Below are 21,139 nucleotides of genomic sequence, written 5' to 3' on the forward strand. Positions count from 1 at the left end.
TGTTTACTCCACGACCTTGTCCGTGACGGTGGACAGGGGCTCGGACAGCGCGTTGACGGCGTCGGAGAGCTCCTTGACCTCGGCCTTGCTCAGCGTGTCGTAGATGACGAAGCCGTCACCCTCCTTGTGCTTGTCGAGCAGCTTCTGGAGGTCGTCGAAGCGGGTCTTGAGGGTGGAGTCGAGGTTCGCGTCGCGCTTCTTGAGCAGCGGGGAGAGGTCCTCGTAGGCGATCCGGGCGCCGTCCACGTTGGCCTGGAAGTCCCACAGGTCCGTGTGGGACCAGGTCTCCTCCTCGCCGGTGACCTTGCCGGTGGCGACCTCGTCCAGCAGCTCCTTGGCGCCGTTGGAGAGCTGGTCCGCGGTGAACGTGATGTCGCGGGTGCGGTCGTAGAGAGTCTGGGTGTCGGCCACGAGCTGGTCCGCGAGCGCGTCGCGGTCCTTCTGCGCGAGGGCCGTGTAGCCGGTGGCGGGCGGCCACAGGTCCTTCTCGATGCGGTGCCAGCCGGTCCACTTCTGGCCGGACTCGAGGTCCGCCTCGCGCAGGTCCAGCTTGGGGTCGAGGTCACCGAAGGACTCGGCCACGGGCTCGATACGCTCCCAGTGCATGCGCACCGGGGCGTAGAGCTCGCGGGCCGCGGCGTCGTCGCCCTTCTTGTAGGCGTCCGCGAACTGCTTGGTGCCGGTGAGCAGCTGCTCGGCCTGGTCCTTGACGTAGGAGGCGTACTGGGTGGTGGCCTGGTTCTTGAGGTCGCCGTCCTGGACGTCCTTCTGGTCCCCGCCCTCGCCCTTGGTCACGGTGAAGTCCCCGCGGATGCCGTCCCCCACCATGCCGGGCTTGCACGCGGTGAAGTACCTGCCCTCGGGGACGGAGACGGTGAGCTGGCGGTTCAGGCCCGGGGCGATGTTCTCGACCTCGCCCACGATCCGCAGCCCGTCCTCGCCGAGCAGGTAGAACTCGGTGACCTTGGAACCCTCGTTCTTGACGTCGAAACGGACGGTCCCGGAGGGGGCCTCGGTGGCGGAGACGTCGCACGTGTCGTCGGTGCTGGTCACCGAGATCGTGCCGTCGTCCTTGCCGCCGGACTGGTTGTTGGGCTGGCACGCAGCCAGGGTGAGGAGCAGGCCCGTGGCAGTCACCAGGGCGGGAAGGGTTGTGGCACGACGGGGCATGGGAGTCCTCGGTCTGGGCCGTCGACGTCGACGGCGGTGGGTGGGGTGGGCGGGTCAGGCGGCGGTGGTCACCGGGGCCGCGGCGGCCGGTGCCGTGGCACGGCGCCCGCCCTGGCGGGAGCGCAGAACGAACAGCGGCATCACGATCAGCACGTAGAGCCACCACGCGGTGAACTCCAGCCAGGTGGTGGCCGGGGAGAAGTTGAAGACGCCCTTGAGCAGCACGCCGTACCAGCTGGTGGGCGGGATCACGGCGGAGAGGTCGAAGGCCAGGGAGTTGAGCCCGGGCAGGATCCCCGCCTCCTGGAGGTCGTGGAAGCCGTAGGCGAGCACGCCCGCGGCCACGACCACCAGGAACCCGCCGGTCCAGCGGAAGAAGGTGGACAGGTTCAGGCGCAGCAGTCCGCGGGTGATGGCCCACGCGATGACGACCGCCACGAGGATTCCGGCCACGGCCGCGAGCGCGGGTCCGAGCATCCCGCCCGAGCCGCCGGCCGCGCGGGTGGCGGCCCACAGGAACAGGGCGGTCTCCAGACCCTCGCGGCCCACGGTGAGGGCGCCCAGCACCACGATGCCCACCGTGGAGCCCTGGACGGCCACGGCGGCCCGGGACTCCAGTTCGTGCTTGAGGTTGCGGGAGGCGGCGGCCATCCAGAAGATCATCCAGGTCACGAAGCCCACGGCGATGATGGACAGCGAGCCGCCGATCGCCTCCTGCGCCTCGAAGGTCAGCGTGGAGGGCCCGAACGTGAGCAGGGCACCGAAGCCCAGTGCCACGAGGATCGCCGCGACCACCCCGGTCCACAGGGGCTTGAGCGCCGAGCGCTGTCCCACCCGCTTGAGGTATCCGATGAGGATGGCGACGATCAGCGCCGCCTCGAGCCCTTCGCGCAGGCCGATCAGAAATGCCTGGAACATGTCCCCGTCTTCCACCATAAGGTGAGGCAAACCTAAGAATATGGTGTCAAATTACCACGCGGGAACCGTGCTTCCGGGGCTGTGGGGCTGTGTGCCGATATGTGTCAGGTGTGTCGCGGATCCGGGGCCGCGACCGCTGCGAAGATCGCCCCGGTGAGCTGCGCGAGGTCGGCCGGGGCGAGCCCCACGTCCAGGCCCCGACGACCACCGGAGACGTACATCCTCTCGAGGTCCCGGGCGGAGTCGTCGAGCACCGTGGGCAGCTTCGTGCGCTGCCCCAGGGGGCTCACCCCGCCCAGCACGTAGCCCGTGAGGCGCTGCACGTCCGCGGGCTGCGCGAGGTGGGCCTTCTTCGCTCCCAGGGCGGCCGCGGCGGCCTTGAGGTCCGCGCGCAGCTCCACCGGGACCACGCACACCCCGAAGCCACCGTGCTCCAGCTCCACCACGAGGGTCTTGAACACGGCCTCCGGGGAGACACCGAGCTGCTGCGCGGCCTCCAGGCCGTAGGACTCCGCCCGCGGGTCGTGCTCGTAGGCGCGCTCCTCGAACGCGACACCCGCCGTCGTGAGCTCACGCGTGGCCGGGGTGGCCGATGCTCCGTGCTTCTTCTTCGCCATGACCGTCTCCTTCTCCTTCGTCTCGTGCCGTGCCGTGCGGGTCACGGTGCGTCCACGCACGGACACCTCCCGGACGGTGTGGGTACTGTTGTCCCTAGTCCGAACGGTGCAGCGCCCCCGCGGAGGTCGCCCCCTCGACCACCGAGCCTACGACGCCACCGCCGCCCGGACGAGCTTCTCCCCCAGCGCCACCCCCGTCACGCCCCACCCCCGAGCGGGCCCGCAGCCGCCGGCCGGTGCGCACCGCGATCCCCCGATCCGCGCGCACCACGCCCCGACCCCCGCGGCCCTGCCCGGAGGGGTGTCCCGGTGGATGGCACCCCCACCCGATCCCAGGAGGTCCGGGACGTTGGCCACCACCCCTCCCCCCGACGCCACTCCCCAGCCCGACCCCGCCCGGCAGCCCGTGCCGCCCGCCACCGCAGTGCACCGCTGGAGCGCGGCCGGCCCCGCCCCGCGGCGCCGTCTCGTCCTGTTCCCCCACGCGGGCGGCGGCGGCCTCACCGGCAGGAGCCTGCAGCTGCCGGGCACCGAGATCCTCGTGCACCGCCGCCCGGGCCGCGAGTCCCGCATGGCGGAAACCGCCACCGTGACGGCGCAGGACGCCGTGGCCGAGGCACTGGCCGCGCTGCTGCCCGTGCTCGACGCGGACGAGATCCCCACCACCGTGCTCGGCCACTCGTTCGGTGCGCTGATCGCCGCCGGATTCGCCGCGGCCGTGGACCGGCTGCGCCCGGGGCGCCTGGAGTGCGTGGTGCTCTCGGCCAAGGCCGCACCGCCGGCGCCGGACCCGGAGCTCGCCGCGATCCTCGAGGACGACGACGCCCTGGCCGCCTGGGTGCTCGCCCTGGGTGGCACCCCCGAGGAGCTGCTGGCCGATCCCGGTCTGCGCGAGATGGTCCTCGCGCCGCTGCGCAGCGACCTGCGCGCCTCGCTCTCCCACGACGCCCCACCCCCGCGCTTCACCACGCCCCTGCTGCTCGTGCACGCCCGCGAGGATCCCGGGGCCACGGCGGAGTCCATGACGGGCTGGGCCGCCGCCACGAGCGGTCCGGTGCGCCGCCTGGAGGTCCCCGGCGGCCACCACGGCCTCTACGGGCAGGCCGAGCTGCTCCGCGCGGGCATCGACGAGACCGTGGGCGGTGTGCGGTGAGCACCCGGACCGCCCCGCTGCGGCAGCCGGTGTGGGCGCAGCTGCGACGCCGCGTGCCCGGGGCGCCGGCGGACCTCACGCTGCACGTGCTGCCCCTGGACCAGGTGCGCGCCTGGGCGCAGTCCGCGACCGCGTGCCTGAGCGAGGAAGAGCTGGCCCGCGCGCACGGCATCGAGGAGACCTCCGCGCGGGAGCTGTTCGTCGTCTCCCGTGTGGCGCTGCGCCACGTGCTCGGCCACCGGCTGGGCTGCTCCCCGCGGGACGTCCCGGTGGCCCACGACCCCCTCACCGGCGCGCCCCTCGAGGTGCACGGCCGGGCCCGCACGGTGGCCGGAGCGCACGGCGACGCCGGTCCCGAGCTCGGCTTCTCACCCGTCCTGGGCGGCGTGCGTCCCGTCCGGTTCTCGGTGTCCCGGGCGGCAGGCATCGTGGCCGTGGTCACGGCCCAGTGCGAGGTGGGCGTGGACGTCGAGCGCGTGCAGAGCGGGGTGGAGACGGACGTGCTCCTGGAGATCCTGCGCCCCGTGGACCGCACCCGGCTGCTGAAGCTGCGCGGGCGGCGTCGTGCCCTGGAGGTCACCCGCGCGTGGGTGCGTGTCGGGGCCCTGCTGAAGGGCTGGGGCACCGGACTCGCGCGCGATCCCGCGAGCGTCAACGTGGGCCCGGGCACCCGCGCGAGCTACGGCCGCGGCTGGAGCGTGGGCGACGTGCGCTGCCCCGCCCGGGAGAACACCCGCCTGGCCGTGGCATGGCGAACGGACCCCGCCCCGCAGGGCTGAGGTCCGTTCGTCCGGTGCGCCGGAAGCCGGCGCGGCTCAGGCCGGGGTCAGCGCTTCCGCGCCCGCGTGCCCGTCTGCGCACGACGCCGCGGCGTCGTCCTCTCCGGCGGCACGACGGCCGCCGCCACGCCCTTGGAGACCTTCGTGACCAGGCGCTCGAGCGGGCCGTTGCCCACCGCCTTCTGCCAGGCCACCGCGAACAGTGCCGCGACCACCACCTGCACGAAGTACCAGAACCACGGCGCACCGTCCGTCCACACGAACGCCAGGAACACCAGGTGGCTCACGTACAGGGTCAGCGTCATGGAGCCCATGGCACCGAGCCAGGTCAGCCACTTGCCGATCACGCGGCTGAGCAGCAGGAACGCCCCCAGGGCGATCATGGCCATGCCGGCGCTCTCGGCCAGCGCGAACGGGGTGTTCGTGTGCGGGCCGGAGAGCAGCAGCCACAGGTTCGTGGTGTTCGGCATCTGGGGGTCCGGGCCGAAGAGCTGGATGTTCCAGACGTCCTCCCACGTCATCCACGGGGTGGCGTCCACCAGGGCCTCCTCGAGGTCGAAGCGCCACAGCATCAGCATGGCCACGCCCTTGCCGATCGCGGCCACCACCGCACCCACGATCACGAGCAGCACCTGCACGCGGTCGCGGGACAGCGGCATCCGGCCAAGGGCCATGCCCAGGCAGATGAACGTCATCCACGGCAGCGCGGGGTAGGTGCCCGTCAGGAACAGCTCCGCGAGCACGGCCCCGGGATCGGTGAACAGTGCCACGAAGCCCGGGTTGCCGTACACGTGCGCCGGCAGCACCGAGAGGGACCACTGCATGAAGAACGGCATGACCACCGCGAAGAACACGGAGGAGGCCAGCAGCCACCGCACGCTCAGCAGCGTGAACGGGATGGCCACCAGGAACATCAGGCCGTAGTAGATCAGGATGTTGAAGACCGGCAGGTCCAGGAAGTTGACCGTCATGCCGATCAGGAACAGCACGATCGCACGCACCAGGATCGAGACCCGGGCCCGGCGCCCGTCACGGCCCGTGCGGGGGTGGCGGCCACCGGTCATGAAGGCGAGGCTCACACCGGCGAGCATCGCGAACAGCGCCGCGGAGTGACCCGCGAACAGCGTCCACTCCAGGGAGGGGTCGTCCTCCGGGCCCACGGTCGAGGGCAGCACGTGCACCGCGATCATGCCGATCAGCGCGAAGCCACGGGCCACGTCCACACCCATGATGCGGCGCTTCGTGCGCCGCCCGTCCGCGCTGGTCACGTTGCGGGTGACCGCCCCCTGGCGGGGCGCGGAGGTCGAGCGCGGGGGCGCGGTGACCACCGGGGTGGCCTGCGTCCACAGACCGCTCTCCGCGGCCGTGCGGCCCTCATCTCCGCGGTCCCCGAGCCACACCTCGCGCGGTGGGCGCGGCCCCGGCTGCGGGCGCTGCCCGACGGGGAGGTCGCCCTCCACGACGTCCTCGTTCACACTGTGCTGCGTCATTCGCTGGCTCCCTCGTGGTGGGTGGTGGCGTCCCCGAGGGGCATGGTCACCGTTCGGGTCGACGGCGCCGCGGTGGAGCCCGCGGACCGCTGCGGCTCCGCGGCGCTCGCGGCACTCGTGGTTCCGGCGCCGTCCGAGCCGGTGCCGGCGGTGGGCGGTGCCGGGGTGGGCACCACCAGGGCGCTGACCACCTGGTCACCCGGCTCGAGGTGCCGGATGGGGTTGCCGCCCCAGTTGCCGTCCGAGGGGACCGTCTCCTGGCGCATCACCAACGAGCCCGGAGCCACCGTGGTGCGCTCCTCGATCGTGGCGCCCGGCAGCACGAAGCTGTTGGGGCCCAGGGTGGAGCCCCTGCGCATGGTCACCGGCTCCATCCGCATGATGCGGTCGTGGAACAGGTGGGTCTGCAGCACCGTGCCGCGGTTCACGGACACGTTGTCCTTCAGGTGCACGAGGTCGAACTCGGGCAGCCACCAGGTCTCGCACCACACGCTGCGCCCCACCTCGGAGCCCATCAGGCGCGCCCACACATTGAACATGGGTGAACCCACGCTCAGGCGGATCATGGAGGGCACGGCCAGGGACTCGGCGAAGACGTCCGTGAGCTCGTTGCGCCACACGAAGGAGCTGAACAGCGGACGCTCCGAGGGCCGGAAGCGGCCCATCAGCGCCCACTTCACGAGCACGGGCACCAGGCACGCGAGCGTGCTGGCCACCGTGAGCACCACACCGGCCCACGCGAACGCGGCGAGCACGCCGTCGAGCCCCATGCCGTGAGACATGTAGACCTCGGTCAGCACGTACACGATCATCAGGTCCAGCCAGGCGGAGACCATGGCCGGCAGGAAGCGGAAGCACTCCACGAACGCGCGGGCGGCCTTGAGCCGGCGCTGCGGCTGGAACGTGGACTCGGAGTCCGCCTCGGTCTTGGCGCGGGCGATCGGCTCCGCGGTGCGGCCCAGCCAGGAGGAACCTGCCGGGGCGTGGTACGGCGCCGAGCTGAGCACGGCCACGAGGGCGTCCGCCGGCAGGTCCCGGTCAGGACCCACGATGCCGGAGTTGCCCACGAACGTGCGCTCGCCGATCACCGAGGTGCCCACGTGCAGCCAGCCGAAGCCGGCGCGGTGGGAGGTCACCAGGGCGTGGTCCGCGAGGAACGAGCCGTCCTTCAGCGTGGTCAGGTGCGGGATGGTCTCCGCGGTGGAGATCTCCACGTTGTGGCCCACCTTCGCACCGAGCAGGCGCATGAACCACGGGGTGATGCACGAGGCGTAGATCGGGTAGGTGGAGATCAGCGTGCGCTGCATGAGGGTCTCCGTGAGCCACATGGCCCAGCCCACCGTGCTCTCCTGCGGGAAGTAGCCCGGGACGATCTTCCCGGCCAGCAGCCGCACGATCGCGACGACGAGCAGCAGCCACACCACGGCCGTGACGACCGTGAACACCGGGACCCACACGGCCACGATGGGGAACACGATCTCGTACTCCTGGATGTGGATCACGCGGGTGAGCACGATCAGCGCGCCGGGGATCAGCGCGATCAGCGGCAGCAAACCCACGAGCACCGTGCCGAGGCAGTACATGAGGTAGGAGCGTCCTGCGCCCCAGGTCTTCAGACCGCCGGTGGACTCCGGGGAGCCCTCCGGCCAGGTCAGTCCGGCCGTGCCCCGGTGGCGCAGCGGGGACCCGCCCCACAGCTCCCCGTCCGGGATGCTGTGGGTGACGTGCGAGCCGGGCAGCACCTCGGCGCCGTCGCCCACGCGCGTACCCGGGTCCATCAGGGTGCGGGTGCCCACGCGGGCGTTGTCGCCGACCTCGATGGCACCGACGTGGAAGACGTCGCCGTCGAGCCAGTAGCCCGCGAGGTCGGACTCGAACTCCACGGTGGAGTGCGCGCCCACGCTCACCAGACCGGTCACGGGCGGCGTGTGGTACAGGTGCGCCCCCTTGCCGATCCTGTTGCCGAACAGGCGGTGCAGTCCGCGCGCCATGGGTGTGCCGGTGAGGACGTCGTACTTGTTGTAGACCACCACGCGCTCGGCGGCCCACACGCGCACGTGGTTCCAGCTGCCGCGCGGGTAGTGCCCGGGTTTCAGCCCGGCGGTGAGCAGCCGCACCGTGGCGGCGCCGATCAGCACGCGCCCGGGCAGGGAGAACATCACGAGCCAGCCCACGATCAACGGCAGCAGCGGGGGCCTGGGCACCCAGCCGGCGTCCGCGACGACCGCCAGGATCCACACGACGATGATCGAGCCGACCACGTAGCGGAAGCCGTTGAGCACGTTCAGGGCCAGCAGGAACAGCCCCTGCAGCCACCCGGCCGATGCCGGGATGGGCTCCGGGTCCCGCTTGACGTCGTGGGACTCCACCAGCGTGGCCAGGTAGCCGGCCATGGACTCCAGGGTGGGGTGCGAGTAGATCTTGGCGATCTCGGTGTCCGGGTGCGTCCTGCGCAGCGCGGAGACCAGGCGCGCGAGCGCCACGGAGCTGCCGCCCATCGCGAAGAAGTCGCTGTCCGCGGTGAAGGGCAGCGGGCCGAGCTGGTCCGCCCACAGCTCCGCGAGCCAGGCGAGGTCACCCTCGAGCGGCGCGGAGCCGTCGTCGTTCGTGGTGGGCAGCGGCCAGGGCAGGGCCTTGCGGTCCACCTTGCCGGAGGTCTTCATGGGCAGCTCGTCCATGAGGCACAGCGCCGGGACCATGCCGCCGGGCAGGCGCTCCACGAGCCAGCGGCGGGCCTCGGAGAGGTCCACGGAGCCCTCGAACTCGGGCACGAGGTAGCCGGCGATCACGCTGCCGCCGCCCGGGGTGGAGTGCACGGCGCACGCGCCGAGCTTCACGCCGGGGACCTCGGTCATCTGGTTGTCGATCTCGCCGAGCTCGATGCGCCGCCCGGAGACCTTGACCTGGTCGTCCGCGCGCCCGGCGAAGACGATGCCCTCTTTCTCGGCACGCACCACGTCCCCGGAGCGGTAGGCACGGTCCCAGCCCAGGGAATCGAGCGGCGCGTACTTCTCGGCGTCCTTGGCCGGGTCCAGGTAGCGGCCCAGACCCACGCCGCCGATGATCAGCTCGCCGGTCTCCCCCACGCGACGGGCTCGCCCGCGGCGTCGACGACGGCCAGCTCCCACCCGGGCACGGCCAGGCCGATGCGGATGGGGGCCTCGCCGTTGAGCAGGGCGCCAGTAGCGATCACGGTGGCCTCGGTGGGGCCGTACGTGTTCCAGACCTCGCGGCCCGGGCGCACGAGGTGCTTGGTGAGCTCCAGCGGGCAGGCCTCGCCGCCGAAGATCAGCAGGCGCACGCGGTCCAGGGCCTCGCTGGGCCACAGGGAGGCCAGCGTGGGGACGGTGGAGACCGCGGTGATCTGCTTGTCCACGATCCACTGGCCGAGGTCCGGGCCGGAGCGCACAATCTTGCGCGGTGCGGGCACCAGGGTGGCGCCGTGGCGCCACGCGAGCCACATCTCCTCGCACGAGGCGTCGAACGCCACGGAGAGCCCGGCCATCACGCGGTCACCGGGGGCCAGCGGGCGGCGCTGCAGGTACATCTGGGACTCGGCGTCCACGAGGGCCGCGGCGGAGCGGTGGCTGATGGCCACGCCCTTGGGCTTGCCGGTGGAGCCCGAGGTGAAGATGATCCAGGCGTCGTCGCGGGTGCGCGGCGTCTCGGTCTGCTCACCGGCGGCAACGGCGGGGTTGCGGGTCAGTTCCAGACCCTGGCCGAAGACGGCGGCGACGCCGGCCTCCTCCCACACCGTGTTGGCGCGCTCGTCCGGGTCGTCCCAGTCCACCGGCACGTAGGCCGCGCCGGCGAAGAGGGTCGCGAGGATCGCGATGTAGAGGTCGACGCCGCCCGAGGGCACGCGGATGCCCACGCGGTCACCGCGGCCGATGCCCAGGTCCCACAGGCGCTGCACGTGCGTCTCGATGCGGTCCTCGAGCTCGCCGTAGGGCACGCTCTCGTCCTCGTCCTCGAGCGCGATCGCGTCCGGGTACTGCTCGACGGTGTCCAGGACGATGTCCACCAGGGTCCGCGGTGCGGGTGGCTGCTCCACCGGGTACACCGCACGGTCCGGGCCGGCGCCCGCACCCGCGGTGGCCGGATGGGCCCCGCTGCTCTGTTCTTGGCTGTCCACTACGTGTAGCTCCCCCTCGCTGAGGACCGATGGGGCAGGAGGAGACGCACGTGTCCCTCGGATACGAGACTCGTGAAGGCGGATGTTTCTTGTGACGTCGACCAGGTCCCCCGACCTCGACGACAGCGCGACATCCTGCGAACGCGGCATTGTGCCCGGTGCATTGCGGGGGTCGCATCCCCGCTGGTGGGCCCGCGTTTCCGGGGGCGCATCACCCGGGTCACAAGGATTCCGGTCGGGTTACTCGTCCGTAAGAAGGTTGTCCAGTATCGTGGAATCCGGCATGTTGAAGTGGTTGTGCCCCGGCATGAGGGACAATTGTGTGCGTTTGAATCCAGATTTCTCGTAGAAACGCTGTCCCTCGCGGGCGGCGCGCACGGCGTTGAAATCTGAATTCGGATCGGTGCCGTCGTCGTCCTCGCCCGCGTACCACCGCATCAGGAGGTCCTGCTTCTGCGCGCTCGTCGCGGGCGAGTCCAGGGAGTCGGGCGCCCCGCCGCCGCCGACCATCGCCGCGCCGCCGGTCACCAGGTCACGGGCGCTGCTGAGCACCCCGTAGCTGAGCATCTCCGCACCGCCGGAGTAGCCGATCCAGGAGACCCGGTCGCGCTGCACCGGCAGATCCGGCAGCAGGCGCTCCTGCACGAGCGCCCGCAGCCAGCGCAGGTTCGGCCGCAGCTCCTCCCACCACGTGCACGCTCCGCGGCAGTCCGGGGTCAGCGGCACCACCAGGAGGTCGTTGTGGGAAGCTGCCACGGCGGCCAGGCAGGTCGTGCGCCCACCGGGCTCGGAGTACTCGGCCCCGCCGTCGCCGTGCAGGTCCACCACGAGGCCCACCGGGCGGCGCGTGTCCACCCCGCCGTCGAGCACGTGGTACTTGCTCGTCACCCCGCGGGAGGTGAACGTCTGCTGCAGCGCGCCGAGCGCACCGGCCTGCGTCTGGTCCTCGTCCGTGTCCCGGGTGGGCAGGGTGACGGTGTGCGGATGGGCACGGGGATCGTCCGAGGACAGCCCGTAGGTCGTGCAGTCGGTGGTGGGAGCGTCGGCGGAGCGCAACGGGTTCACGGCGACGACCACGGCGGAGGCGATCAGCACCAGCAGCAGGGCCAGCACCGAGATCAGCCGCCAGCCGGGGCGTCGGGCGCCCGTCCTCGAGGGAGCGGTGGGCATGGCGGAAATCGTACCCCTCAGCCCGCTGATCACCTGTGTCGTCGTCCGGGGCCGGCTCCCGGTGCCAGACACAGCGGCGGCACAGCCTCGCCCTGATCCCGGCACAGCACCCGTTCCTAGCGTGGAACACGTCAAGCAGCCGGGACACAGCACCGGCGCCACCACGAACGGGAGACCCGCCATGAAGATCCTCTCCACGACCGCCGCCTGGACCGCGACCCTCGCGCTCTCCTCGAGCCTGCTGCTCAGCGGGTGCTCGGTACCCGCCGCGGACACGGCCTCGGCCACCACGGCCGTGACGACGTCGTCGGCCAGCGCCACCACCACGACCTCCGACTCGGACACCGGCGACGGCTCGACCACAGCAAGCACCATCTCCGAGACCGCCCAGGCTGCCCAGGCGTTCCTGGACACGCTCACGGACGAGCAGAAGGAGCAGATGGTCTACGCCTACGACGACGAGACCAGGACGACCTCCTGGTCCAACTTCCCCGTGACGTTCGTGGACCGCGCCGGTCTGAACCTCACCGATCTGAGCGACGAGCAGCGGGCCGCGGCGCTGAAGGTCCTGAAGGCGCTGCTCAGCGACGAGGGCTACCAGACGGTCGAGGACATCATGGGCGGGGACGAGTACCTCGCGGAGAACAGCTCGAGCACCGAGGACTCGCTGGGTCAGTACTACATCGCCTTCTTCGGCGACCCGTCCGACTCGAGCGCGTGGGAGGTGCAGTTCGGCGGCCACCACCTGGGCATCAATGCGACCCTGGACGGCTCCGCGAACGACATCACGTTCGCCCCGACCCACCTGGGTTCGCAGCCGGCGGTGTACGAGAGCGAGGACGGCACCGAGGTGCAGCCGCTGTCCGGGATGTACGAGACGGCGTTCGCGTTCTACGACAGTCTCACGGGCGAGCAGAAGGCCGAGCTCTACCAGGGCGAGGAACTCGCAACCATGCAGTGCGCCCCCGGCAGCACGTGCGACTACCCCACGGGCACCGGGCTGAAGGGCTCGGAGCTCACGGACGAGCAGAAGGACCTGCTGCTGGACGTCGTCTCCCAGTGGGTGGGCCTCGCGGACGAGGAGACCACCGAGGCCGAGCTCGCCAAGATCAAGGCCTCCCTGGACGACACCTACGTCAACTGGTCCGGTGCCACCGAGTACGACATGTCCCAGGGCGACGGCATCTACTTCCAGATCTCCGGCCCGGACGTCTACATCGAGTTCGCGGACCAGGCGGGCTCCGCCGGTGCGGACGTGGACGGCGTGACGACCTCCGGGTGGGGCCACATCCACACGATCTACCGCGACCCCCAGAACGACTACGCGAACAGCGTGGAGCAGCAGGAGGGCTCGGGCCCCGGCGCCATGGGTGCGGGCGGTCCTGGCGCCGGCGCACCGGGCGAGATGGGCACCGGCGAGTCCACGGAGTCCTCCGATTCCTCCGGGACCTCGGAGTCGAGCGGGACCTCGGACTCCTCCGCGGCGGCGGACCAGGGCGCCTGACGCGGATTTCCCCCGGTCACAGCGGGCGGGTTCTCCCACAGGCCGCCCGCGGTCCACGACGACGGCGCTCCCTGCCTCCCAGCCCCGTGAAGACGATGACGCAGGCCACGCACGGGACCACCAGCACCGGCAGGGCGCACACGCGCAGGGGCCCGTCCAGCCCGAGGGTGCGCACGAGCACCTGGTGCACGGTCGTGACGGCAACGGATAGGGTGACCGGGCAGTCGCTGGCGGGCGAGGATTCGCTCTCCCCGCCCGCCCCCAGAGCCGAAGGACCGTTCACCGCCCATGCCCGCGCGGAACGCCGCAGACGACGACTCCCCCGCACCGGCCACCGCACCCGCGCGCGGCACCGGTCACCGGATCACCCGCCGCGAGGTGCTCACCGCCACGGCGCTGGTGTTCGTGGGGTCCGGGTGCATCCAGCTGTCCTCCGCGATCTCCTCGACCCTCTTCGCGTCCTACGGAACCGCGGGGACGAGCGGGCTGCGGATGCTGATCGCCGCGGCGCTGCTGCTCGTGCTCGTGCTCGTGCGCCCGAGGCTGCGCGGGCGCACCCGCGGCGAGTGGCTGGGCATCGTGGTCTACGGCGGCGCCATGGCGGCCATGAACCAGAGCCTGTACGCCGCGATCGACCGGCTGCCCCTGGGCGTGGCCGTGACGCTGGAGTTCCTCGGGCCGTGCGCCGTGGCGCTGATGGCCTCCCGCAAGGTCAAGGAGGGAGCGTGCGCGCTGCTCTCCCTGGGCGGCGTGGCCCTGATCTCCGCGGGCCCCACCGGGTACTCCGACCTCGCGGGCTACGTGGCGGGGCTGCTCGCGGCCACGTTCTTCGGGCTCTACACGCTGTTCGCCGCGAAGGTGGGCAAGGCCGGTGGCGGGCTCGACGGCGTCGCCCTCTCCGTCACCGTGGCCGCCCTCGCCACGCTGCCTTTCGCCGCACCGCTGCTCCCGACCGTCCACGGCACCGACTGGGCCCTGCTCGCCGTCGCGGCGGTCATCGGCGTGGCCGTGCCCTACTCCGTGGACACCGTCGCCGGGCGGATCACCTCCGCGCGCGTGATCGGCGTGCTCTTCGCGTTCGACCCGGCCCTTGGCGCCGTGGTCGGGTACGCCGCCCTGGGCCAGGACCTGAGCCACGCGGCGCTCGCGGGCATCGTGCTGGTCGTGGTCGCCGGTGGGCTGCTCGTCTGGTTCTCGGGTGAGGACGCTCCCGATACGGCGACGGGGCAGCCGGGCGGTGTGGACCTCGGCGCCGCGGCCGCGGCGGCCGATCTCCCGGGCGACGACGCGGCGCAGTCGCCCTCCCTGCCCCCGGCTCCGCCCGTCTAGGACATGGCCGCGAGCAGCCGGCCGCGAGCGCGGCGATCTCGTCGGCACGGGCGCTGGGGGCGTCCTCGAGGGCCAAGCGCCCGACCCCGGTGCCTCCGAACACCGAACCGTCCGCGAGGTCCCGATATCCCGGCGTTTCCCTCGGTTCCGACGACGACGCGCCCCCGCCTCCGGACGGATTTCCGCCGGTGGCTAGGGTGGACGCATGAATGATTCTGCATCCTCCGGGGCGGCACGGTTGCGGCTCGGGATCGCCTTCCACGGCGACCCCTTCGACCCGGCCTCGTGGTCCGGGACCCCCGCGGGTCTCGCGGCGGCGCTGCGGGCGCAGGGGCACGACGTCGTGGGGCTCAGTGCCCGAGCGGGCGAGCGGACCGACGCCGGTCTCCAGCGCGTCCTCGCCGTCCCCCGGATGCTTCCCCGCCTGCCCGCTGTGCTGAGGGGTCAGCCGCTGCCCGAGGCCGTGGACCATGCGAAGTCCGCCGCCCGGATCGGCGCGGAGTACAGGGCGCTGGGGTCGCTGCGGATGCGTCGTGAACTGGCCCGCGCCGGGCACCTGGATGCCGTGCTGCGGCTGGGAACGTCCTTCGAGGTGCACCATCCCAGGGTCGTCACGTTCGAGGACCTCACCGTGCGCCAGGCGATCGACGCCGGTGAGCTGGAGTGGGGCCGCGTGGGCCCGGGCACGCACCGGATGCGGCTGCGCGCCCAGCGGCGGGCCTTTCAGGAGGCCGCCGCGTGCTGCACCGCCACACCGTGGACGGCCCGTTCCGTGGTCGAGGACTACCGTGTGGACCCGGCCAAGGTCTTCCCCGTGGGCCTGGGCGCCAACCACGTGCCCGGCGAGGACCCCGGGAACGGAACCGGCGCCGGGTCGGAAGGCGACGGCGTCGTCGGCGATCCCACCGGCCGCGAGCGCGGCTTTCCCGGCGGTCACCACGCGCACAAGGACTGGAGCGTGCCCCGGTTCCTCTTCGTGGGCAAGGCGTGGGAGGGCAAGAACGGGCCCACGCTGCTGGAGGCGTTCCGCGCGCTGCGCGAGCGCGTGCCGCGGGCCCGGCTGGACCTCGTGGGCAACCACCCGCCCGTGGAGCTGCCCGGCGTGACCGGTCACGGTTTCCTGCGCACGGCCGAGCCCGGGCCGCGGCGGCTGCTCGCGCAGCTCTCCGCCCGGGCCACGTGCCTGGTGGTGCCCACCCGCTTCGAGCCGGCGGGGATCGTGCACGTGGAGGCCGCCGCGGCCGGGGTACCGAGCATAGGCTCGGCCCTCGGTGGCGCGGCGGACATGATCGGCCCCGCGGGGCTCACCGTGGTGCCGGGGACGCCGCGGACCTCCTGGCGGCGATGGAGCGGATGTCGAACCCGACGACGGCGCGGCGCATGGGTGAGGCGGGCCGCGCCCGCGCCCGGCTGTTCACGTGGGACCTCGTGGCCCACCGGATGCTGCAGGCCGCCGGTCTGGAACCCCGGAACGGCGCCGCCTGGGACGGTCTGTTCTCCGGCTGAGCGCGGCGCCCGGGCGCACGGGCGGGCAACGCTCTCAGCGGTGGTTCATGATCGCCGGCATGGGGTCAGCCCACATCGACTCCGGCCTGACCGCGGTGACCGAACCCATCGCCGGGATCGTGCTACTCGGAATCGCCGCCTTCGCCCCCTACATGGTCTACCGGCTCATCAGCTTCGTCGGCTTCGACCTCTACAACTCGATGGGCGCCGAGCAGGACGCGAAGAACGCCATGAACCGGCCGCTGCCCATCCCCTCCAAGACCAGCGGCGACGGCCCGAAGAAGATCCTCGACGGATCCGGCGACAGCGGGGGCGACGGCGACGGCGGCGGGAGCCCGCCCGCGGCGAAGCCACCCGCCAGCACCGAGACGGCTGGCACCGAGACCGCGACCGCCGAAGCGGGAACGGAGACCGCCGCGAGTACGGGGCCTGCCGCCCCGGTCGTAGCCGGCGTCATGGTCGCCAAAGAAGCGGCCGAGGCCGGCAACGAGGTCGGGAACCAGGCCGACACCGCCGCCAGCGGCGCGCAGAGCACCGGCAACTCCACCGACCCCAGCGGTGACGGGGGTTCGGGCGGCACCCCGCCTCCTCCGTCGGCGCCGATGCCGAACACCCCGAACGAACCGAACCCGAATCCGGGTCCGACCGAAGGGAAGGAGTAGGCGATGCCACGCACCGACGACACGAAGACGACCGGCGAACTGGTGCCGGTGAAGTTCTCCCGCCTCACCCGCCGGGGCCTGATCCTCGGGCTCTCCCTGTCGCAGATGATCGCCCTCGGCCTCGGCGGCGCCTCCCTGATTGGGGCGCTCTACGCCGGCGGCGGCATCCTCATCGCTTACTCCGCCCCCGTCTGGCTAGCCGCGATCACTCTGACGTGGGTGAAGGGCGGCGGCCGGGCGCTGGTCGAATGGATACCGGTGTGCGCCTGGTGGCTGTGGCGCACCACCGGCGGGCAACTGCTCTACCGCCGCCGCATCATCGTCCCCAGGCCCGAGGGTACCCTCGCGCTGCCCGGCGACATGGCGAGGCTGCGCGAGTACACCGACCCCGAGACCGGCGCCGGGATGATCCACGACCCGACCGCGAACACGCTCACCGTCGTGGTGGAGGTCACGCATCCGGCGTTCGTGCTGCTGGACCCGTCCGAACAGAACCGCCGCGTCACCGCCTGGGGCCGGGTACTGGCGACGATCTGCCGCTCCGGGAGGGTCAGTGCCCTGCAAGTGCTGGAACGGACCCTGCCTGCCTCCGGGCAGGGCCTCGCGGAATGGTGGGCTGAGCACGGCGCCCATGACGACTCTTGAGCCTCGACCACCTACGCCGAGCTCATCCAGAGGGCCGGTCCCGCCGGGGAGCGACACGCCACCACGCTTTCGCTGAGCCTGGATATGAAGGCGGCGGGCCGGCAGATCCGCACCGCCGGCGGTGGCATCAAGGGGGCGGCGAACGTACTGCGCCAGGAGATGACGACGCTCGTCTCCGCGCTGCGGGCCGCGGATCTCGACCCGTCTTCCTGGTTGTCGGCCGGCCAGCTCGCGGTGATGCTGCGCACTGCCTACGACCCCGCCATCGGGCCGACCCTGGAACGTCACGGGCAGCTCGGCCAGGACCTCGCCACCGCTGGCCCGGTCGCGGTCGCCGAGACGTGGGATCGGCTCCGCACCGATTCCGGCCACCACGCCGTGCTGTGGATCAGCGAGTGGCCGCGGGCGATGGTCTATCCGGGGTTCCTCGCCCCGGTCGCTCTGTCGACGGGGATTCAGCGGTCGATCTCGCTGATCTGCACCCCGCTGCGGACCGACCAGGCGGTGCGTGACATCCGCAAGAAGAAGGTCGAATACATCAGCGACCGGGCGCAGCGGGCGAAGATCGGGCAGATCCAGGACGCTTCCCAGACCGCCGAATACGAAGACGTGCTCCGTCAGGAGGCCGACCTTACCGCTGGGCACGGGGTGCTGCGCTACACCGGCCTCATCGCCGTCACCGCCCCTACGGTCGAGGAGCTCGATGCCGCGGTCGCCGCGATAGAGCAGGCCGCTATCCAGGCCTCCTGCGAGACCCGCCGGCTTGTCGGGCAGCAAGCCGCCGCGTTCACCGCTGCCGCCCTCCCCATCGCACGCCGCATCTAAGAGCGGACGTGGGGCGCCGGTCGGTGCACCTGGCAGGCACAGCGCCCCGACCCCTTTTCACCTCCGCGGGGTCGGGGCGCTGCCGCTGCCGCCGAATCTGAGGAGTTGTCATGCCGACGTTCAACGATCCCTACGCCGATGCCCGCGAGACCGCCGAAGCAGTCCGCGGTCTCGCCCACGCCACCCAGCGCGTGGAGGACCCCGAAGCGCTGTATCCGGTGATCGGCGAGCTCATGGCCGCCACTCGGTCGCTGAGCCAGGTGCTCGATCAGCTCACCCGCGCCCACCAGCATCACACCGGCCGGGCCGCGACCGATGCTGGCGACCGGGAGGCCGGCAGCCAGCTCACCTTCGAGGCCGCCGCCGCCCTCCACGAGGCCGCCGCCTATGTCGGGCAGGCCGATACGGCGCTCGACCGGGCCTCGAACCGGGCCGGGCGCATCGCCTGGCGCCCTGAGAACCCGCCGGCCGATCGGTGGGTGAACGTCGTGTTCCTCCAAGGCGGCGAGGCCGATCCGGTGATGGAGATCATCGACCGGCAAGGTACCGACGCCGCGATTGAATACCTCGCCGGCTTCGATCAGGGCGAGGACACCATCCGCGATGGCATGGAGAACGGGTACGTCTACGACGCGCCACCGCAAACGCCGGCGGATCGGGTCGCGACCCGCAGCGACTACGCCCTCACCTACAGCCCCGACCTGACGTACGTCGGCCTTTCCCGTCGCATCGACGCCCCCGAACCCGAGGCGTCGACGGCGCGAGCCGCCGAGCCGCCCATGCGGCAGGGCGCGGGCCGGCATCGTGGGCCTGTGCGGCCGGACGGGTCGTCGTGGTTTCGGCCGGATGCGATCAGCGAGGTCGCCGAGACGCGGGGGCTGTTCCGGTGAGCGGCGACCGTGAGAAGCTGCACTCCGCCGTCCTGGTCGCCCCTGCGAAGGAGCGGCGCCGTCTGCGCAAGCAGCGCCGAGCCGCTGCCACGGAGCTCGTCGCCGAGCAGCGCAAGCGCGAGCAGGCCGAGACTCGAGCGAAGCGGGAGCGTGAACGGGCCGAACGGCGGGCGACCCGGTATCTGCCCGCCGCCGGGGAGCCCGGCCCCGCCATGTTGCGGACGCCGGGCAGGTTCCGGCTCCCGAGACATCAGGACACCTCCGCGATGCTTTCCGGGGCGTATCCGTTCCTCGCCGAAGGCGGCCTCGGCTCCCAGGGCGTGTTCATCGGCCAAGACCTCTACTCAGGCGGCTCGTTCGTCTACGACCCGTGGGTGCTGTATGCCAACGGGGTCATCACTGCCCCGAATGTCGTGATAGCCGGGATCGTCGGCTCCGGCAAATCCTCCCTCGCCAAGAGCCTCTATGCGCGGTCGCTCGGGTTCGGGCGCCGGGTCTACATCCCCGGCGACCCGAAAGGCGAGCACACCCCCGTCGCCGACGCCGTCGGCGGTCGGGCGATCAAGCTCGGGCACGGCCTGCCTTCGCGTCTGAACCCGTTGGATGAGGGGTACCGGCCGGCGGGGATGAGTGACGAGCAGTGGACCGCGACGGTCACCTCCCGACGTCGCGACCTGATCGGCGCGTTGACGGAGACGGTGCTCGCTCGGCCAATGTCGCCGTTGGAGCACACCGCGATCGATACGGCGCTGGCGGCGACCATGCGGGAGAACACTGTGCCGATCTTGCCGATGGTCGTCGACCACCTTCTCGACCCTGCCGGCGACGACGACGGACGGTTGAAGGAAGACGGCCGCATGGTCGGCCACGCACTCCGGAGGTTGGTCGCCGGTGATCTGCCGTACTGACCGGACACGTTGATCGAGCCGCTACGGGCGTGGCGGTCGTGACTGGCGGGCGTGTAGCGACACCACAATGGTCGTCAGTCAAGTCTCTGCTTCTGGGCCAGGGTTTGCCTAGGGTGGGTGCATGCCCGTCTGGCAGCCAGCGATCCCGCAGGGGTTGCGCCCTCATCTCCTTTCCTGGGTGGGGTATGACTTCACCAGTAGCGACACTGACCACCACGGGGTTCCCTCGTTGGGTGTCACGGTGGTGCTCTCGTTCGCGGAGCCGATCGACTGTGGCTGGTTGCATGGCGGCGAGCGGCATCGCCTGGACGTACTGGTCTCCGGCCTGCACACCACTCCGGCCCTGATCCAGTCGAGGGGGCGCCAGCAGGGCCTCGAGTTGTCGATCCACCCGCTCTCGGCCCGTCGGCTTCTTGGACCGCCGGCCGGAGAGCTGGCCGGCTCGATGGTTGATGTGAAGGATCTCCCGTGGCCCAGGCACCTGCTCGACCAGCTGCGGCAGTCAACGTGGCCGCGACGGTTCCACCTCTTGGCGGCATTCCTCGCCAAGAGGCTCGACCAGCATTCCCACACACCGCGGGCAGACATGGTCGAGGCACTCTCGCAGATTCATCGAGCCGGGGGTGTGATCCCCATCTCCGACCTGGCTCAGGATGTTGGCCTGTCCAGACGGCGTCTCTCTAGCCTGTTCGATCTGGAGACAGGTCTTTCGCCCAAACAGGTGGCGCGCATCGCTCGCTTCAACCACGCCAAAGACCTCGTCCAGAGTGGTGCCCAGCTCTCCGACGTCGCTGCCATGGCCGGCTACAGCGACCAAGCGCACCTGTCGCGCGAATGGAAGTCGATGACCGGGTGGACGCTGCGCCAGTCGAAGGCCGATTTCCCATTGCTTCAAGACACCGACACGCTTCCAGGGTGAGGCTGGAGCCATGACTACACCACAGCTCTTTCACTGCCTGCGCTACACCGATGCCGATCGAGGCATCGACTTCCTCCAAGCCATCGGCTTCACCACCGCCATGATCGTGCGGGATCCTGATGACTCGACCTTGGTGGCCCATGCGCAACTTGCCTGGCGCGACAACGGTGGCATCATGCTCGGCTCCGCTCGGGACGATGACCCGCATTACGGACCGGGGATCTGCAACCTGGTGGTCGCCAGCGATGGGGACGTCGACAGCCTCTTCACCACGGCCCTGGCACACGGCGCAACCACCGTCACCGAACCCAACGACGCCCCCCACGGAGGGCGCAACGCATGTGTCGCTGACTTCGATGACCACTGGTGGAACCTCGACTCCTACCCGGGAGCCTGAAACGGGAAAGCCCCCCTCGGCACCGTCATGTGCCACGGCTCACGAGCTCGTGCACATCTCGATGAGCCCTGATCACACAATCTCGCCGCCCGCGGCGGCATCTGGCCTTCCTGGGCGGCACA

16 protein-coding genes and 3 pseudogenes are annotated in these 21,139 nt (G+C 71.4%); 12 read left to right on the forward strand and 7 right to left on the reverse strand.

What is annotated here, in order from left to right; genetic code table 11:
- Positions 1-3: 3 nt before the first annotated feature.
- The 3 genes from efeO to ybaK form a co-directional block, all read right to left on the reverse strand.
- Positions 4-1,170: an iron uptake system protein EfeO gene (gene efeO / locus KVA01_RS04140; protein ID WP_141269047.1), complete on the reverse strand. Its 1,167-nt coding sequence runs from the start codon at positions 1,168-1,170 to the stop codon at positions 4-6.
- A 54-nt stretch (positions 1,171-1,224) separates the two neighbouring features.
- Complete coding sequence (gene efeU / locus KVA01_RS04145) at positions 1,225-2,088, reverse strand: iron uptake transporter permease EfeU (protein ID WP_141269049.1); 864 nt, start codon at positions 2,086-2,088, stop codon at positions 1,225-1,227.
- A gap of 104 nt (positions 2,089-2,192) precedes the next feature.
- A complete protein-coding gene (gene ybaK / locus KVA01_RS04150) occupies positions 2,193-2,705 on the reverse strand; it encodes a Cys-tRNA(Pro) deacylase (protein ID WP_141269073.1) in 513 nt (170 codons plus the stop codon).
- A gap of 349 nt (positions 2,706-3,054) precedes the next feature.
- Between ybaK and KVA01_RS04155 the strand changes: the two genes are divergently transcribed.
- A complete protein-coding gene (locus KVA01_RS04155) occupies positions 3,055-3,858 on the forward strand; it encodes a thioesterase II family protein (protein ID WP_233438749.1) in 804 nt (267 codons plus the stop codon).
- Complete coding sequence (locus KVA01_RS04160; RefSeq protein WP_141269053.1) at positions 3,855-4,637, forward strand: 4'-phosphopantetheinyl transferase family protein; 783 nt, start codon at positions 3,855-3,857, stop codon at positions 4,635-4,637. Before KVA01_RS04155 ends, KVA01_RS04160 begins: the two co-directional genes overlap by 4 nt.
- A gap of 47 nt (positions 4,638-4,684) precedes the next feature.
- Here KVA01_RS04160 and KVA01_RS04165 read toward each other — a convergent pair whose 3' ends face one another.
- From KVA01_RS04165 to KVA01_RS04175, 4 genes are all read right to left on the reverse strand, one after another.
- Positions 4,685-6,127, reverse strand: coding sequence for a DUF418 domain-containing protein (locus KVA01_RS04165; protein WP_068466992.1), 1,443 nt, complete (start codon positions 6,125-6,127; stop codon positions 4,685-4,687).
- Positions 6,124-9,213: a Pls/PosA family non-ribosomal peptide synthetase gene (locus KVA01_RS04170; protein ID WP_233438750.1), complete on the reverse strand. Its 3,090-nt coding sequence runs from the start codon at positions 9,211-9,213 to the stop codon at positions 6,124-6,126. The genes KVA01_RS04165 and KVA01_RS04170 overlap by 4 nt, the downstream gene beginning before the upstream one ends.
- Positions 9,192-10,262, reverse strand: coding sequence for an AMP-binding protein (locus KVA01_RS13270; protein WP_231860523.1), 1,071 nt, complete (start codon positions 10,260-10,262; stop codon positions 9,192-9,194). Before KVA01_RS13270 ends, KVA01_RS04170 begins: the two co-directional genes overlap by 22 nt.
- Before the next feature lie 240 nt (positions 10,263-10,502).
- Positions 10,503-11,432, reverse strand: coding sequence for an alpha/beta hydrolase family protein (locus KVA01_RS04175; protein ID WP_233438751.1), 930 nt, complete (start codon positions 11,430-11,432; stop codon positions 10,503-10,505).
- A gap of 121 nt (positions 11,433-11,553) precedes the next feature.
- Here KVA01_RS04175 and KVA01_RS04180 point away from each other — a divergent pair, with 121 nt between their 5' ends.
- From KVA01_RS04180 to KVA01_RS04220, 10 genes and pseudogenes are all read left to right on the forward strand, one after another.
- Entirely contained in the window at positions 11,554-12,936 is a 1,383-nt protein-coding gene (locus tag KVA01_RS04180) for a DUF3500 domain-containing protein (RefSeq protein WP_233438752.1), read from the forward strand.
- 288 nt (positions 12,937-13,224) lie between these two features.
- Entirely contained in the window at positions 13,225-14,265 is a 1,041-nt protein-coding gene (locus tag KVA01_RS04185; protein ID WP_082810168.1) for an EamA family transporter, read from the forward strand.
- A gap of 694 nt (positions 14,266-14,959) precedes the next feature.
- Positions 14,960-15,580: pseudogene (locus KVA01_RS13205) on the forward strand (glycosyltransferase family 4 protein); the annotation flags it as partial.
- Between the two features lie 38 nt (positions 15,581-15,618).
- Positions 15,619-15,771: a hypothetical protein gene (locus KVA01_RS12850; RefSeq protein ID WP_170221118.1), complete on the forward strand. Its 153-nt coding sequence runs from the start codon at positions 15,619-15,621 to the stop codon at positions 15,769-15,771.
- 47 nt (positions 15,772-15,818) lie between these two features.
- The gene (locus tag KVA01_RS12855; protein WP_233438753.1) at positions 15,819-16,433 is read left to right on the forward strand and encodes a hypothetical protein; all 615 of its coding nucleotides are present in this window, start codon (positions 15,819-15,821) and stop codon (positions 16,431-16,433) included.
- Between the two features lie 3 nt (positions 16,434-16,436).
- Positions 16,437-17,903 (forward strand): annotated as a pseudogene (locus KVA01_RS04200) (SCO6880 family protein).
- 110 nt (positions 17,904-18,013) lie between these two features.
- Entirely contained in the window at positions 18,014-18,793 is a 780-nt protein-coding gene (locus KVA01_RS04205) for a hypothetical protein (protein WP_068466990.1), read from the forward strand.
- Positions 18,790-19,692, forward strand: a pseudogene (locus KVA01_RS04210) (ATP-binding protein); the annotation flags it as partial. The gene KVA01_RS04205 and the pseudogene KVA01_RS04210, both read left to right, overlap by 4 nt.
- A gap of 130 nt (positions 19,693-19,822) precedes the next feature.
- Positions 19,823-20,620 (forward strand): helix-turn-helix domain-containing protein, encoded by a 798-nt coding sequence (locus tag KVA01_RS04215; RefSeq protein ID WP_068466988.1) that lies wholly within the window; start codon positions 19,823-19,825, stop codon positions 20,618-20,620.
- Between the two features lie 10 nt (positions 20,621-20,630).
- Positions 20,631-21,017, forward strand: coding sequence for a glyoxalase/bleomycin resistance/extradiol dioxygenase family protein (locus KVA01_RS04220; protein WP_068466986.1), 387 nt, complete (start codon positions 20,631-20,633; stop codon positions 21,015-21,017).
- Positions 21,018-21,139 lie beyond the last annotated feature (122 nt).

Source organism: Kocuria varians (assembly GCF_006539885.1).
Taxonomy (GTDB): Bacteria; Actinomycetota; Actinomycetes; order Actinomycetales; family Micrococcaceae; genus Kocuria; species Kocuria varians.